Origin of the sequence: Tropicimonas aquimaris (assembly GCF_042676185.1) — a bacterium.
Classification (GTDB): domain Bacteria; phylum Pseudomonadota; class Alphaproteobacteria; order Rhodobacterales; family Rhodobacteraceae; genus Tropicimonas; species Tropicimonas aquimaris.
In genome coordinates, this window is record NZ_JBHTJT010000008.1 from 265,271 (window position 1) to 280,431 (window position 15,161).

The 15,161-nt window shown below is 65.8% G+C and carries 12 protein-coding genes; 11 read left to right on the forward strand and 1 reads right to left on the reverse strand.

Features of this window, described 5'->3' with window-relative positions:
- Positions 1-641 precede the first annotated feature (641 nt).
- The 11 genes from ACFQ2S_RS07690 (at position 642) to ACFQ2S_RS07740 (ending at position 14,447) form a co-directional block, all read left to right on the forward strand.
- A complete protein-coding gene (locus ACFQ2S_RS07690; protein WP_386073873.1) occupies positions 642-2,621 on the forward strand; it encodes a heavy metal translocating P-type ATPase in 1,980 nt (659 codons plus the stop codon).
- 128 nt (positions 2,622-2,749) lie between these two features.
- Positions 2,750-3,970 (forward strand): AGE family epimerase/isomerase, encoded by a 1,221-nt coding sequence (locus ACFQ2S_RS07695; protein WP_386073874.1) that lies wholly within the window; start codon positions 2,750-2,752, stop codon positions 3,968-3,970.
- A gap of 369 nt (positions 3,971-4,339) precedes the next feature.
- Positions 4,340-5,107, forward strand: coding sequence for a GntR family transcriptional regulator (locus ACFQ2S_RS07700; RefSeq protein ID WP_386073875.1), 768 nt, complete (start codon positions 4,340-4,342; stop codon positions 5,105-5,107).
- Between the two features lie 80 nt (positions 5,108-5,187).
- A complete protein-coding gene (locus ACFQ2S_RS07705) occupies positions 5,188-6,744 on the forward strand; it encodes an extracellular solute-binding protein (RefSeq protein ID WP_386073876.1) in 1,557 nt (518 codons plus the stop codon).
- Between the two features lie 80 nt (positions 6,745-6,824).
- Entirely contained in the window at positions 6,825-8,015 is a 1,191-nt protein-coding gene (locus ACFQ2S_RS07710) for a Gfo/Idh/MocA family protein (protein ID WP_386073877.1), read from the forward strand.
- 74 nt (positions 8,016-8,089) lie between these two features.
- On the forward strand, positions 8,090-9,316 hold the full coding sequence (manD, locus tag ACFQ2S_RS07715; RefSeq protein ID WP_386073878.1) for a D-mannonate dehydratase ManD: 1,227 nt from the start codon (positions 8,090-8,092) through the stop codon (positions 9,314-9,316).
- Positions 9,317-9,337: 21 nt separating this feature from the next.
- Positions 9,338-10,330 (forward strand): D-2-hydroxyacid dehydrogenase, encoded by a 993-nt coding sequence (locus ACFQ2S_RS07720; protein WP_386073879.1) that lies wholly within the window; start codon positions 9,338-9,340, stop codon positions 10,328-10,330.
- Between the two features lie 135 nt (positions 10,331-10,465).
- Positions 10,466-11,494, forward strand: coding sequence for a class 1 fructose-bisphosphatase (locus tag ACFQ2S_RS07725; protein ID WP_386073880.1), 1,029 nt, complete (start codon positions 10,466-10,468; stop codon positions 11,492-11,494).
- Between the two features lie 297 nt (positions 11,495-11,791).
- Positions 11,792-12,007: a 4Fe-4S dicluster domain-containing protein gene (locus tag ACFQ2S_RS07730; protein WP_386073881.1), complete on the forward strand. Its 216-nt coding sequence runs from the start codon at positions 11,792-11,794 to the stop codon at positions 12,005-12,007.
- Positions 12,008-12,054: 47 nt separating this feature from the next.
- Positions 12,055-12,678, forward strand: a complete 624-nt coding sequence (locus tag ACFQ2S_RS07735) for a ferric reductase-like transmembrane domain-containing protein (protein WP_386073882.1) — start codon at positions 12,055-12,057, stop codon at positions 12,676-12,678.
- The gene (locus ACFQ2S_RS07740; RefSeq protein ID WP_386073883.1) at positions 12,675-14,447 is read left to right on the forward strand and encodes an FAD-binding protein; all 1,773 of its coding nucleotides are present in this window, start codon (positions 12,675-12,677) and stop codon (positions 14,445-14,447) included. The genes ACFQ2S_RS07735 and ACFQ2S_RS07740 overlap by 4 nt, the downstream gene beginning before the upstream one ends.
- A 47-nt stretch (positions 14,448-14,494) precedes the next feature.
- Here the strand turns inward: ACFQ2S_RS07740 and ACFQ2S_RS07745 are convergent, their stop codons facing one another.
- Positions 14,495-15,061: an Lcl C-terminal domain-containing protein gene (locus ACFQ2S_RS07745; protein WP_386073884.1), complete on the reverse strand. Its 567-nt coding sequence runs from the start codon at positions 15,059-15,061 to the stop codon at positions 14,495-14,497.
- Positions 15,062-15,161 lie beyond the last annotated feature (100 nt).

Below are 15,161 nucleotides of genomic sequence, written 5' to 3' on the forward strand. Positions count from 1 at the left end.
CGTCCGGCCCCCCCCCCCCCCCCGCCTGCGCGCCTCGGGGGCGGGGCAAAACCCACCATGCCCGCCGGCGACTCACTTGAGAAGGCCCCCGGCCAAAGTGCCGCGTTCAACAGGCTGGGATGATTCCCGAAATCCCAGCTCATTGTGCCCGCATCTCCCCCTGTTATCGAAGAATTCTTGCCGTGAGGTGGCAGGCTCACGGGCCGATCACGCAGGCACTGCTAGGTTGATTTCACTGACACGCACACACCCCTTTACGAGTAATTCTGTTACCCCGGAAGATTACATTGTTGTTCCCTAGTAGCGGTCCTGGCCACGCATTCCCCATCGCGTTGGCCGGGACCTTTTTTGTTTTGGGTACCTGTCGGGTGGCCACTCTTCGGTTGGAGCCGGCCGTTGCCGGGGCCGCAATCCGAGCCCTCTCCGAAGTTATAGAGCTGTTTCGGTCGAACCGGGCGGAAGCGAGGTTACGGTCGGACGAAGCTCGCCCTGAGGCTCCCTTCACCGCTCGCCCCGTCAAAATGTCCGATGGCCGGCAGGCGGGCCGCAGGGTAGTGCGGTTTTGAGCCCGCGGCATCTGCGGGTAGTCTGGGGCGCGGCGTCGCCTCGCCCGGACGGTGCGACAGCGAAGGATCGCCAAGATGTTCAGGATCGACGAAGACCTCATGCCACTGGTTCTGACCGGGCTGACACTTGCCGGGATGCTCGTCGCGACCATCACGCATTGGGCGCTGCCGTCCGAACTGGCCTGGGCGGGCGTCGTGGGATATCTCGCGCTTCTGGTGGTCTACGCAGCGGGCGGGGTTCCGGCCGGGCTGCGTGCGCTCACCGCGCTCTGGAGGGAGCACGAGCTCGACATCGACCTGCTGATGGTGGTCGCGGCGCTCGCCGCGGCGCTCGTCGGGGCGGCCTTCGAGGGCGCGGTGCTGCTGGCGCTCTTCAGTCTGTCCACGACGCTGGAAGAGCGCGCGATGGGGCGCGCGCGACGGGCGATCGAGTCTCTGATGGAGCTTCGACCTGACAGGGCGCTGCGCCGAACCGCTTCCGGAACCGAAGAGGTTCCGGTCGAGGATCTCGTCCCGGGCGACGTGGTGATCCTGCGGCCTGGCGCGCGGGTGCCGGTCGATGGGGTCATTATCGAGGGCGAGGGCGAGATCGACGAATCCACCATAACCGGCGAGTCCGTGCCCGTTCGCAAGGCGGCGGGCACCCATGTCTTCGAGGCGACGGTAAACCAGAACGGCGTGCTCGCGGTGCGGGTCGACCGGCCGCTTGGGGAAAGCACCGTCGCCCGGATGATCGCGCTCGTGACCGAGGCGCAGGCCGCACGGGCGCCTTCGGAGAAGTTCTCCGACTGGTTCGGACAGCGCTACACCATTGCCGTGCTGAGCGGGTCGGTGCTGGCCTTCCTTGTGTTCCTCGCGCTCGGAAACGGCTGGAACGAGGCGCTCTATCGTGCGGCGACGCTTCTGGTCGCAGCCAGCCCCTGTGCCATCGTGATCTCGGTGCCCGCGGCGATCCTCTCGGCGCTGTCGGCTTCGGCGCGGGGCGGGGTGCTGTTCAAGGGCGGCGCAGCGCTTGAGACGCTGGCGTCGGTCTCGACCTTTGCCTTCGACAAGACGGGCACGCTCACCACAGGGCGGCAGGAACTCACCGGCATTCACAGTGACGGCGACGAGACCGAGCTGCTGGCCCGTCTCGCCGGACTCGAGGCCCATTCCGAGCACCCTGTCGCCGATGCCATCCGGTGCGCCGCGAAGGAGCGGCAGATCGAGCCCATCGAGGTGCGCGAGGCAAAGGCCGTGCCCGGAGAAGGCATGGTTGGCGTCGATGCCGAGGGCATGGTCTGGGCCGGCAACGAAAGGCTGGCGCAGCGCATGGCCCGCCACAGCGCGCCGATGGATTGCCCGGCCTTCCTCGCTGCGGTTCACGACACGCCGATGACGCTCGTGCTGATGGGGCGGGGCGCGCGGATCCTGGGCGTCGCGACGGTGGAGGACCAGCCGCGCCATACGGCCCGCGCCGGCCTTGCCGCGCTGCGCGAGCGGGGCGTGACACAGATCGCGATGCTGACCGGGGACCGGCAGGCAGTGGCGGACCGCGTGGGGGCGGAACTCGGCATCGCGCCGGAGTCTATCCATGCCGGCCTCCGTCCCGAGGACAAGGTGGCGCTCGTCGCCGACCTCGCCAGCCGCGACCGGGTTGCCTTCATCGGCGACGGTGTGAACGATGCAGCGGCTCTGGCGCGTGCAGACGTGGGTATCGCGATGGGCGCGGCGGGCTCCGAGGTCGCGCTGCAGGCGGCAGACGTGGCGCTGTTGTCGGACGATCTGCGCCGGCTGGCGGCGGCGCATCGGCTCGCGCAGCGGGCCGCGCGGATCATCCGGCAGAACCTGATCTTCGCGACCGGAGCGATGGCGACTCTGGTCACCGCCGGGCTGTTCTTCCACCTGCCGCTGCCGATCGCGGTGATCGGGCACGAGGGCGGCACGGTGCTGGTGGTGCTCAACGGATTGCGGCTTCTGGCCGACCCGATCCGCAATCCCGAGGATGCATGCGGACCCGGGCAACTTGCCGCACGCAAGGCCGCAACAGCGCAGCCTGCAACGGCCCGGGGATGATCCGCGGACGCGTTGCACGCCGCCCGGAGCGTCTGCTCTTTCTTGCCTGACCAACCCGCTTGGCTTAGGGCAGGCGCGCGTCCGGGCGGCCATGCCCAGCTTCGCACCGATCCACGGAGGATGACACGATGCCCACCCGGGAAAGCCCCGCAACCGTAGACGGCGCTGCGCGTGCGGCCAGCTTCACCGACGTTTTCCTGCCGGCCTGGCTGGACATCGCCTTGCCCGCGGGGGAGGGGCCGGCGCCGGTGGTGGAGGAACTTCCCGACAAGGGCGGGCCGTCGACCACGCTGGCGCAGGCGCGCACCGCGTTCTTTCTCGCGCATCTCGGCCATCTTGGCGGGAAGCCGCGGTTGATCGATGCCGCGCGCCGGATCAACGGCTTTATCACCCGCTACCTGCGGGACCCGGACGGCGGCTGCGTCTTTGCGGTCAATCCCGACGGCTTGCGGATCGGCAGCATCGAGGCGACGACCCGCCGGACCTATGATCAGACATTCGTGCTGCTGGCGCTGGTCACCCTGCGCCGTGCCGATCCCGAGGCAGTGTCGGAAGAAGAGATCGAGCTTTGCTGGTCCTTCATCGAGAATTCGCTGACCGATACGGCCAATGCCGCGCTCTGGGAAAACGACCGGATGGCCGCCGCAGGCGCGCAGCCCGGCGATCTGCGCGCGCAGAACCCGCACATGCACATGCTGGAGGCCGTGCTCCAGTGCCTGGAGCTGACGGGCGATCCGGTCTGGGCCGACCGGGCGCGGGCTCTGGTACGGGCGGGCGAGCGTTTCTTCTTCGATCCGGCCACCGGGGCCGTGCGGGAATTCGTGGGCCATGACCTCGTGCCGATCGACACCGTCGACGGCAACCGCCGCGAGCCGGGGCACCAGTACGAATGGGCCTGGCTGCTGATGCGGTATGCCGATCTCACCGGCGACGAGTCCGCGCGCCGCTTCGTCGGACCGATGGCCGATTTCGCCGCGGCGCACGGCTGGCAAACCGAAGGTCCGATGGCCGGCGCCCTGTTCGACGCGCTCTCCGCGGACGGGCGGGTGACGGAGGCGACACACCTTCTGTGGCCGCTGACCGAGGCCGGGAAGTATTTCGCCGCCCTTGCGCGCGATACCGGCGACCCGGCCGCCGGAGAGAAGGCGCGGGAAATCGCCGACGTGATCTTCGGCCGGTACTTCGCGCCCGGCGATCAGCCGTCCTGGGTCAACCAGTTCGATGCGCAGGGCAATGTCACCTGGGACGCGGGGCTGTCGCGCCTGCTCTACCACGTGGGGATCTTCGTCGCCGAGGGCGCATCTGCCGGCCTTTGGCCGCTGACCTCCAGCGACCGCGCCGCCGGCTGACGGGTTATCCCCGGTTTCGACCGGCCAGATTTGCAGAGGTGGGCCGGGCGGTGAGTCGTTTCTGCCCGCCTTCAAATGGGGCGGCCCGCCGGCGTCGCTTTCCTTTCTCGGATCCCATCGATCGATCAAGGGCAATTTCGGGCGGCATGTGGCCGCCCCGAACCGACCTTCCAAATCGCTTTGGGTTCTGCGGCGCGCCATCGGACTTCCGGTTTGGCGGCGCCTTTTGCGCCTCTCGCAACGTCGGTCTGAAAATGTAAAAATTTGTCTTTCTCGCATCCGAAAATTGATATATCAGTTTCCCAGGGGGAGAGGCTGTTCTCGGAACCAGCCGATCCCGACATTCGGACGAAACGCGGGGAGGGCGTTGTGCAGGAGCGAGCGGGAAAGCTGTCGACGCTGCCGGAGCCGACCCCGACGATTTCCGAGTTGCTTGTCGGAGTCCGCCTGGATCCTGAAAAGAATATCACTTTTCAGGTGTTCGACATCCTGCGCGACCTGATCGTCTCGGTGAAGCTGCGCCCAGGGCAGCGGCTTTCGGAGAAGGAGATCGCGGCAGCGCTCTCGGCCAGCAAGACGCCCGTGCGCGAGGCGATGATCCGGCTGGACGAGATCAGACTTGTAAAGATTGTTCCGCAGAGCGGGACATATGTGACGAAAATCTCGGTGAAACGCTACAGGACGGCGTGCTTCATCCGGCTTCAGCTCGAACTTGGCGCGGTCCGTGCGGCGGCCTGTTCGCCGAACGCGAAGCTGGGCTTGAAGATCCTCGACAGGATGCTGGCGCAACAGGCCAAGGCCGTCGCCAGCGAGGATTACGAGAGCCTCTTCCGTCTCGACGAGGGGTTTCACTTCCAGCTCTTCGAGATGGCGGGGTTCGGGGACGCCTGGACCACGGCGCGCCGCACCCAGTTCGACGTGAACCGGGCCCGCCATGTCCGGCGGCTGCACGGGGTCGTCAACGGGCCGGAGATCCTCGCGGAGCATAGCGCGATCGTCGAGGCGATCCGGGCGCAGGACCCGGACAGGGCCGAGGCGGCGCTGCGCGCTCATATCGGCGACCTGGAGCAGCAGATCAGCGTGCTGTTCCGGGACAAGGCAATGCTCGGGACGATCGAGGCGCCCGAAGACGACTGATGGCGCAGGTTGCGGCAGTTCTGCGCTGCCCGACGTAGGCAAATACATTCTACATCGCAGAAAACCCAAGGGAGGAATCCATGCGATTTGCAAGACTTACAGGCTTTGCTCTGGCAACTTCGGCGCTCTGCAGCGTTTCGACGGCCTGGGCCAATGACGACCTCCGGATCGTCGACGAGCCGCTGGAGCTGACGGTGCACCTGCACCATTATCTCTACACCAAGTACGAGGAAGACTGGCCGATCGAGCAGAAAGCCCGCGAAATCACCGGTATCCACCTCAAGAACGCCACGGTCGGCTCGAACTCCACCAACAGCGAAGAGGCGATGAACCTGCTGCTGGCGACAGGCAAGCTGCCCGACATCGTCGGCTCCTATCTGATCAAGGATTTCGTGAACCAGTACGGCCCGCAGGGCGCCTTCGTTCCGCTCAACGATCTGATCGAGGAGCATGCGCCCAACGTGAAGGCGCTGTTCGAGGCGAACCCCAAGATCAAGTCGGCCATCACGGCGGCTGACGGCAATATCTACTATCTCCCCTACACGCCGGACGGCAAATTCGGCCGGGGATATTTCATCCGCTACGACTGGCTGGACAAGCTCGGCCTCGAGGTTCCTGGAACGGTGGACGAGTTCTACGAGGTTCTGACTGCTTTCCGGAACCAGGATCCGAACGGCAACGGCCAGAAGGACGAAGTGCCCTTCTTTGCCCGCCAGTGGGAAGAGCTGATCCGCCTGGTGACGCTGTGGGACGGCCGTTCCTCCGGCTCGGACACCTACCACGACTTCTATGTCGACGATGGCCAGATACGGCATCCCTACATGGGCGAAGGGTATCGCGAAGGCATCAAGAACCTCGCCAAGTGGTACAAGGAAGGCCTGATCGACGCCGAGGTTTTCACCCGCGGCTCCTCCTCGCGTGAATACCTGCTGTCCGAGAATCTTGGCGGGTCCACCCACGACTGGTTCGCCTCCACCGCCGGCTATAACGACGTCCTGCAGGAGAAGGTGCCGGGCTTCGATTTCCGCGCCTTCGTGCCGCCGGCCTCGATCTCGGGCGTGCAGATGGAAGAACACCGCCGGATCCCGGTCAAGCCGGACGGTTGGGCGATCAGCGCCACCAACCAGCACCCGGTCGAGACCATCAAGTATTTCGACTTCTGGTTCGGTGGCAAAGGCCGCGAGATGGCCAATTTCGGTGTCGAGGGGCTGACCTATGACGTCATCGACGGCGAACCGGTGTTCAAGGAAGAGTTCCTGAGCAACGGCCGGCCAATCAACTCGCAGCTCTACGAGATCGGCGGGCAGCTCGCTGCGCGCGGCTACTACCAGGACTATCGCTACGAGATCCAGTGGACCAACGAGAAGGCGCTCGAAGGCATCGCGCTCTACGAGGCCGGCGATTACCTGATCGAGGACTTCCTCGGCGTTGCCTTCAACGAGGAAGAGCAGAAGGTCTACGACAAGTACTACTCCGCCGCCCAGACCTACATGCTCGAGAAGCAGCAGGCCTGGATCCTCGGCGCCTCCGATGTCGAAGCCGAGTGGGACGATTACCTCGCCCAGCTCGATCGCATGGGCATGGGCGACGTGCTCGAGGTCATGCAGTCGGCTTACACCCGTCAGTACGGCGGCTGATCCAGACACCGGCGCTCCCGCTGCATGGCGGCGGGAGCGCCACTCCGCACGTTTGCAACACCAGACCCAAGGATACCCCCATGTCGCCCACCGCCACGAATGACGCCACGCCCAGCAAGTCCGAAGACGCAGGCAAGCGGAAGCTGACCGTCCTCGTCTCCGGAACCGGCTTTGCCGGGCAGGGTCATGCGGATGCCTTCCGCGGTGCGGGCGTTGAGGTCGTGGGCATGGTCGGCCGCACGCCGCATGTGGTGTCCGAGGTGACCGGGAAGATGGGCATCCCCTTCGGCGGCACCGACTGGCAGGAAGCGCTGGAGACCTGCAAACCCGACATCGTCTCGATCGCGACGCCAGGCGGCGCCCATTACGAGCCGATCAAGAAGGCACTGGACGCCGGCTGCCACGTCTTCGTCGACAAGCCGATGACCGAGAGCGGCGAGACCGCGGTGGAGCTATACGAACTGGCCAGGGCCAAGGGCGTCAAGACGGCCTATGCCGCGAGCTTCCGGTATTCGCCCTCCGTTCTGCACGCGAAGCGCCTGGTCGCCGAGGGGGCGATCGGCGAGCCGACCGAGGTCGAGTGCATCTCGCATTTCAACCTCGAGCGGGAGATCCCCTTTGGCTGGTCCCACCGCAAGGAGGATGGCGGCGGCCGGCTCAACAACAATTTCACCCACACCCTGTCGATCGCGACCTCCGTCGTCGGCGACAAGATCCTGTCGATCATCGGCGAGGTGCGGGACGACCTTGGCCGCGCGCCCATCGTCGAGGGCGTGCACAACTTCGCCACCCGGCGGAACTTCATCCCCAAGGACCTGAACGACCCCTCGCTCAAGTGGGGCGAGAGCAATGTCGAATGGTCCTACACGGTGCTCGCGCAACTCGAGAGCCCCTTCGCGAAGCAGCCCGTCTCGGTGCTCTTCAAGCACGGCGGGCTGGTGCCTCGGTTCCACGAGGATCACATCGTGTTCTACGGCACCAAGGGCGCGATCTACATCAAGGGGCATTACGGCAGCGGCCAGCTCTACCTCTACGGCGCCGACAAGAGCTGGAACGAGGTGCCTCTGCCGCAGGACATCGCCGCCAGCATCCCCGACGTGAAGGGCGAGACCGAGCAGTGCTGGCACTACCTGGCGCGGGAATTCGTCAACGACATCCGTGGCGAGACCGTGGAGCCCTATCCGACCTTTCAGGAAGGCAGCCAGTACCAGCAACTGATCGACCTGATCCGGAAGAACAGCAACTGGACGGACGTGTCCTCGCTGGCCTGAGCGAGGCCGGTATCAAGGGGCCGCCGCGCACCGGCGCGCGGCGCCCCGCCAACAGACAAGACAGAGGTCGCCCCATGAAGATTACCAGTGCAAAAGTGTTCGTCGGCGGGCCCGGAAAAAACTACGTCACGCTCAAGATCGAGACGGATCAGGGCATCCACGGCCTCGGTGATGCGACGATCAACGGGCGAGAGACCCTGACGGCGGCCTACCTGCAGGACTACACCGTCCCGAACCTGATCGGGAAAGATCCGCGCAACAGCGAGGACATCTGGCAGTTCTTCTACCGCGGCGCCTATTTCCGGCGCGGCCCGCTGGCGATGACCGTCTTTGCTGCCGTCGACATGGCGCTCTGGGACATCAAGGCCAAGATCGCGGGGCTGCCGCTCTACCAGCTCTTCGGCGGCAAGAGCCGGGAGGGGGCGCTGGTCTATGCCCATGCCACCGGCTCCGATCTCGAGGACCTGATGGACTCGATCTCCTATTACGTTGAGCAGGGCTACAAGGCAGTGCGGGTACAATGCGGCGTGCCGGGCATGCCGAGCGCCAGCTACGGCGTCTCAGAGGGCAAGGGGCAGAACCGCAACTACATTACCGATTTCAGCGGCATCATCCCGAAGGAAGAGATCTGGGACACCGATCTCTACATGCGCTACATGCCCGGCGCGCTGGCCGAGATCCGCGACCGTTTCGGCCCCGACCTCAAGATCCTGCACGACGTGCACCACCGCCTGCTGCCGCGCGAGGCGGCGGAATTCGCCAAGGCGGTGGAGCCGGTACGGCTCTACTGGCTGGAAGACCCGACACCGGCCGACGATCAGGACGCGCTGCGCCTGCTGCGGCAGCATTCCACGGTGCCGATCGCCATCGGCGAAGTGTTCAACTCGATCTGGGATTGCAACAAGCTGATCGAGAACGAGTTGATCGACTTCATCCGCGTGGCCGTGAGCCATGTCGGCGGCATCACCCACGCGAGGCGGATCGTCGATCTGGCGGCGATGCACCACGTCCGCACCGGTTTTCACGGCGCCCCGAGCCATTCGCCGATCTGCATGGCGGCGCAGGCGCATCTGAACGTCTGGGCGCCGAATTTCGGCATCCAGGAATACCTGGTGCTGGGCACGCCGGAGTGCGATGCGCTCTTTCCCTCGGAGCATTACCTCAAGGACGGGCTGTTTCATGTCAGCGACGCGCCGGGCCTCGGGATCGATTTCGACGAGAAAGAAGCGGCGCGGTATAGCTACAAGCCCGGAAGCCTGCCCGTCGCCCGTCTCGAAGACGGAACGCTCTGGAACTACTGAGGCCGTCGAGGGGAGAGCAGCATGGCAGACAGGGACGGGATCACCGATGTCGTCACCAACGTGGAATACGAAGGTCCGCTGTGGGAACGGATCCGCGAGATATTCGCGCCGGCGACCGTCATCCGCGTCGCGACCGGAGACCTCGACGGGCTGAAACAGGCGATGGACCGGGCCGATGTCGCTATCCTCGCCGAGCTTCCGGCGCCCGAGGAAATCAAGGGACGCCGGCTCGAGTGGGTTCACATCACCCATGCCGGGCTCGACCGCGTGGCGCGGCCCGAAATCCTGGAGCGCGGGATACGGCTCTCTGGTTCGGCCGGCTACTCGGTGGAAACGCTGGCCGAGCATGCGCTCTTCTTCATGCTGGCGCTCTCCTGCCGGGCGATGGACCTCTTCGACAGTCAGAGGCGCGGGGCATGGGAGAAGTCCGGCCGCCAGCACCTTCGCAGCCTCTACAAGCAGACCGTCGGGATCGTCGGGCTGGGTCATATCGGCAAGGCGCTGGCGGTGCGTTGCGAGGCGATGGGGATGAACGTGCTGGGCTTTCGCCGCCGCGATGGCGAGGCGGTCCCCGGCGTCCACGAGATCTATTGTGAGGAGCGCGGCGGGAGCCTTGGGGACATGCTGGCCCGGTCGGATTACGTGGTACTGGCCGTACCGCTGACCAACGCAACGCACGGGATGATCGGCGCGGCGGAGCTGGCGCTGATGAAGCCAACCGCGCATCTCGTGAATATCGCGCGCGGCAATGTCATTGACGAGCCCGCCCTGATCCGTGCGCTCGAAACCGCACGGATCGCCGGCGCCGGGCTCGACGTGTTCGCGCAGGAACCGCTGCCCGCCGAAAGCCCGCTCTGGCGCCTGCCGAACGTCATCGTCACCCCGCACACCTCTCCGCGCGAGCCGGACCGCGACGAAAGGGCGGTTGAGCTGATCGCCGAGAACTATCGCCGTTTCCTCGCCGGCGAGCCGCTGAAGAACGAACTTACGGCCGGTTCGATCTACACGGCGTGATGCCTCCGGGCCGGTTTCCGCCGGCTCGGAAATTTATCTTGCTTTCCGCCGCTTGCGCCCCGAGGCTGATGCGAGGGGTCACGATCGATCACACGGCCGGCCCTTGGGCGGCCTGCCTCCAGAAAAGGAGCCACGATGTTCTACGACCGACTGACCCTCCGCCGTTTCCTGCTGCAGGAATACCGCACCCACGGGGTCGAGAAGGATCTCGTCTTCCTGCTCGAAGACATTGCCACCGCCTGCCGCGAGATCTCCTTCGCGATCCGGAACGGGGCGTTCTTCGGCACGCTCGGCAGCGCGGCGTCCAAGAACGTGCAGGGCGAGACCCAGAAGGAGCTCGACATTTTCGCCAACGACCAGTTTGTCAACCATATCCGCAACTGCAGCCGGGTGGCGGCGCTGGTCTCTGAAGAAGTCGAGGAGGTCATCTGGCTCAAGGACAGCCCGGCGGCAGGCGATTACATCGTCTATTTCGACCCGCTCGACGGCTCGTCCAACCTGGACGTCAACCTCTCCGTCGGCTCGATCTTCTCGATCGTGCAACTGCCCGAGGCCATCGCGGCCGGCGACGTCGCCTCCGTTCTGCGCCCGGGCACCGAGCAGATCTGCGCCGGATACTCGATCTACGGCCCCGCTACGACGCTGGTGCTCACGCTCGGTCACGGGGTGCATGAATTCGTCAACCACCTCGGTACCGGGGAATTCCGGATCGTCTCCGGCCACATGAAGGTCGCTGAGGAAAGTGCGGAATTCTCCATCAACGCCTCTCGCTTCGGCGACTGGGACGCGCCGGTGCGCCGCTATATCGAGGAGTGCCTCGAAGGCGAGGCTGGGCCTCGGCGCAAGCGGTTCGGGATGCGCTGGAGCGGGTCCATGGTCGTCGACATTCACCGCATCCTGACGCGCGGTGGCGTCTTCCTCTATCCGGAGGACCGAGACAACCGCGCGACCGGCGGCAAGCTGCGGCTGCTCTACGAGGCCAACCCGATGGGTTTCCTGATAGAGCAGGCGGGCGGGATCGCCTCGACCGGCCGGGCACGGATCCTCGAGGTCCAGCCGACCTCGATCCACCAGCGTACGCCCGTTGTCCTCGGCTCGCGCAGCGAAGTCCTGCGGATCGAAGAGCACCACAGGCAGATGGACGGGGTCGCGGCGGCAGACTGACCGCCGCCGGCTGACGGCATATTGCAGCGCAGATTGCGAAGAAGCCGTGGGCGGCGCAGTCAGGGGCTTTCAACTGCGTGCCGTGTGGTGAAGCGCATCCCGTTTAACAGACTGTCTTTCAGTGCCTTGCGGCGCCATTTTAAGTCATTGCCTTAGTTCTCCAAACTTCGTCCTCTCTGCACATTCGACTGCCAGACTCGACTCAGCCGCTGTCCGGCCAGTGCGCGTGCTCGCAGACTTCGGAAGTCACCGGACAGCGCCGTCTGTCCAAGCGACGTTTCGGAGGGTGGTCCGACCATGACAATCAAGAGCATTCACGGCTGCATCGGCTGCGGGGAATGCGTGAAATCCTGCCCCTGCGATGTGCTTCGCCTCGACCCAGGCAACGGCAAGGCGGTCATCGCCTATCCTGCAGATTGCCAGATCTGTCACCTGTGCCGGATGTACTGCCCCGTCGACGCGATCGAAATGGCGCCGGAGAAATCCATCCCCGTGATCGTCGCCTGGGGATGAACATAAAACGCGATCCGAAAGCCCTCGTCCTTTTCGCGGCCCTTCGCATGTTCGTTCTGCTCCCGGTCGTTCTGCATTTTGCGGCGGACGTGCCGCGCCGCTCGTTGCTGAAAGAGGGGCTGTCGGTGCTGACAGTGTTGGCCCTTGTTGCGGTGTTTGCGCAGTTCTTCCTCGCCCGCAGCCTGCCCATCGTACTGCGCCTCTTCAGGGCGCCTGCGGTGCAGCGCGTGCACAGGGTGGTGGGCTACATCGCCATTGCGCTGCTCGCCGTGCATCCCTTCCTGATCGTCCTGCCGCGCTATTTCGAAGCCGGGGTCCGGCCGCTTGACGCGCTGTTAACGATGCTCACCGATTTCGAGAGCCTTGGCGTGGTCCTCGGGCTTGTCGCCTGGGCACTGATGGTGCTGCTCGGCGCCGCCGCCTATTGGCGGATGTGGCTGATCCGGCGGCATGGGATCCGCTACCGCGCGTGGCGCTACCTGCATGGCGGCATAGCAATCGGCTTTGTCGTGATCGGGCTCTGGCACGCGATCGAACTTGGGCGGCACACCGGCCTGCTGCTGGGGGGCTTCCTCGCGATGCTCGCGGCTGTGGGTATCGCCGTATTGCTTCGCCTCTATCTGTCCGAACGCTCGCGGCTTGCGCGCTTTGTCCAGGGAGTTTCCTCATGAGCCGTTCAGACATCTCCGCCAACCCGAGCCGCCGTACCTTCATCGGTCTCGCCGGAGCGGCCACTGGACTGGCCGCGGCCGGGTTCGGCGCCGGCTGGGCCGAGAACCCGTCCCGGATCGATACCGCCGCCATAGACGGCACCGCGCATGAAACCGATGTTCTGGTGATCGGCGGCGGCATGGCTGGCCTGTTCGCTGCCGTTAAGGCCCACGATGCCGGGGCGCGGGTGTTGATGGTCTCGAAGGGGCGGCTCGGCGCCTCCGGCATGACACCCTTTGCCAAGGGGTTCTTCGTCTTCGATCCGGAGACGGAGAGCGGCAGCATCGACGATTTTGTCGACGGCGTGTCGCGCTCGGCGCTCGGGACCAACAATCCTGTCTTCACCCGGCAGCTGGCCGAGCATGCGTTGAAGCGAGCCCGAGAGCTGCGCGACTGGGGCTTCTTCGATCAGACGCTATCGCATCGACCGTTCCTAAAGCCGATCGCGGCCCGCGGCATCGCGCAGCTGGAGCGGGTCATGGTCACCCACCTGATCCGCGAGGCGGGCCGGATCGCCGGCGCCGTGGGCTTCAGCCTCGATGGCGTGGGCGAGGTCATCACCCTGCGCGCCCGCGCCGTGGTGCTCTGCACCGGGGCGGGAGGCTTCAAGCCGAATGGCTTCCCGGTTTGCGACCTGACCCACGACGGAACGGTCATGGCCTACCGCATCGGCGCCTGGGTGACCGGGAAGGAATGGAACGACGGCCATGTCACTCGTTCCACGAACCCCGCCGCCTGTTTCGACGCCTGGGGCGACATGTTCGAACGGGTGCCCGGGACCAACGGGGTGGAGATCCACCACGACCTCGGGGTCGACATGAACTATGTCGCATACCGGACCGGGAATCCGCTGGCGGGCGGACCGCCGGCCAGTGTCGACACCGCGGCAGTCAGCGGCGGGCCGGTGACGCCCGAGGAATTCCGGCGCAGGCCAGGTGGGCCAGCAGGGCCGGAAGGCGAGGGCGGCCCGCCTGAGCGCGGCGGCATGGACCGGCGTCCGCCGCCGCCGGGCGGCAAGGGCGGCGGGCCCGGTCCGATGCAGGGCGGGCAGATGGGCGGCGCCTCCGCCGGCATGGCCATCCACAAATCCGAGGGGCTGGTGCCGGTCGACGACCGCGGGGCCTCGACGGTTCCGGGGCTCTACGCTGCCGGGGACGCGCTCGGCTCGCACATGGCGGGCGGGATCTACACCCAGATCGGTTCCTCGCTGGCCGGTTCGGCGGTTCAGGGGGCGATTGCCGGAGAGGCGGCTGCGGGTTACGCGCGCGTGGTCGACCTTGCCGAGGTGCCTTCGGTCCGGCTGGACGGGATCAGGGCGGAGATGCTCGCGCCGCTCATGCGCAAGGCGGGTTATGGCCCGACCTGGGTGACCCAGACGCTGCAGGGCATCATGATCCCCAACTTCGTGCTCTACATCAAGAAAGAGAGCCTGATGCGAGCCGCTCTGGCCTATGTGGAAGAGCTGCGCGACCACTATGTGCCGATGCTGCGCGCGGGCGACCTGCACGAGCTGCGCCTGGCGCACGAGACGGCGAACATGATCGTTTCCGCAGAGATGAAGCTGCGCGCCTCGCTGATGCGCACCGAGAGCCGGTGCAGCCACTACCGCCTCGACTACCCCGAAACCGATGAAGAGGACTGGCGTGCCTGGATCAACATCCATCGCGGCGAGGACGGGACAATGCAGCTGGAGAAGCAGCCCTTCGACGCCTGGCCGTTGCTTGGATAGATCGCATTGCATGGCGCGCGATGGGGAAGCGCGCTCCATGCAATGGATCAGGCCGGAAGCCGGGTGCCTGTGTTGCGAACCAATGGCACCCGGTCAAAGATCCGGCGGCCGATCGTGGTGTGCGGGCTTGGGGTAATCTCGTGTCCAGGGCGGGCTGCGGTTGGAGTTCGGGGGGCGCAGCCGCCCTGGACAGGGCTCCAGAGATTTTTTACCCGGTCGCTCGCGGGCTTGCTTGCCGCGTTCTGCAATCGGGGTCCGTGAGTGGGAGAGGTCTGGAGCGGTGTCTGCGCCGGCTCGTCCGTCATGGCCGCCGGCAGAAGGGTGATGATCGCGGCGCCGCTGTCCGGGTAGATGCCGGGAAAGCGCCGCTTGACGTGGGCAAGTTCAGCCGCGTTCGGAAGACGCCAGTCGGTGAAGCCGAAACGGGCGTCCGCGTTGTATTCGTTGACCCAGGCAAGGGCGTCGTACCAGTCGAGCCGGCCAGGGCAGGTAGCGAGCGTCCAGGTCAGACCGGTCTCGGCATCGCAGAGAACCGCCGTGTGCAAGGGCGTGTGCCCCTTGGTCGTGCGTCCTGCACGAGCGCTGGTCCGCGAGGCGATCTCGAGCCTGACCATCCGTTTCCGATCCCTTCGGTTCATCCGCCCTGCCGGCGCGGAGTTGGAACCGGCCCGGCAGGTGACCCAAGTCTCGACCCAGAATGTGTAGAGAGTAGGG

What these genes read in the sequence shown, in the direction of transcription:
- ACFQ2S_RS07745 (WP_386073884.1), bottom strand. Translation starts at nt 15,061, where the DNA reads ATGGTCAGGCTCGAGATCGCCTCGCGGACCAGCGCTCGTGCAGGACGC.
- ACFQ2S_RS07710 (WP_386073877.1), top strand. Translation starts at nt 6,825, where the DNA reads ATGTCGCCCACCGCCACGAATGACGCCACGCCCAGCAAGTCCGAAGAC.
- ACFQ2S_RS07735 (WP_386073882.1), top strand. Translation starts at nt 12,055, where the DNA reads ATGTTCGTTCTGCTCCCGGTCGTTCTGCATTTTGCGGCGGACGTGCCG.
- ACFQ2S_RS07690 (WP_386073873.1), top strand. Translation starts at nt 642, where the DNA reads ATGTTCAGGATCGACGAAGACCTCATGCCACTGGTTCTGACCGGGCTG.
- ACFQ2S_RS07720 (WP_386073879.1), top strand. Translation starts at nt 9,338, where the DNA reads ATGGCAGACAGGGACGGGATCACCGATGTCGTCACCAACGTGGAATAC.
- ACFQ2S_RS07730 (WP_386073881.1), top strand. Translation starts at nt 11,792, where the DNA reads ATGACAATCAAGAGCATTCACGGCTGCATCGGCTGCGGGGAATGCGTG.
- manD (WP_386073878.1), top strand. Translation starts at nt 8,090, where the DNA reads ATGAAGATTACCAGTGCAAAAGTGTTCGTCGGCGGGCCCGGAAAAAAC.
- ACFQ2S_RS07740 (WP_386073883.1), top strand. Translation starts at nt 12,675, where the DNA reads ATGAGCCGTTCAGACATCTCCGCCAACCCGAGCCGCCGTACCTTCATC.
- ACFQ2S_RS07725 (WP_386073880.1), top strand. Translation starts at nt 10,466, where the DNA reads ATGTTCTACGACCGACTGACCCTCCGCCGTTTCCTGCTGCAGGAATAC.
- ACFQ2S_RS07705 (WP_386073876.1), top strand. Translation starts at nt 5,188, where the DNA reads ATGCGATTTGCAAGACTTACAGGCTTTGCTCTGGCAACTTCGGCGCTC.
- ACFQ2S_RS07695 (WP_386073874.1), top strand. Translation starts at nt 2,750, where the DNA reads ATGCCCACCCGGGAAAGCCCCGCAACCGTAGACGGCGCTGCGCGTGCG.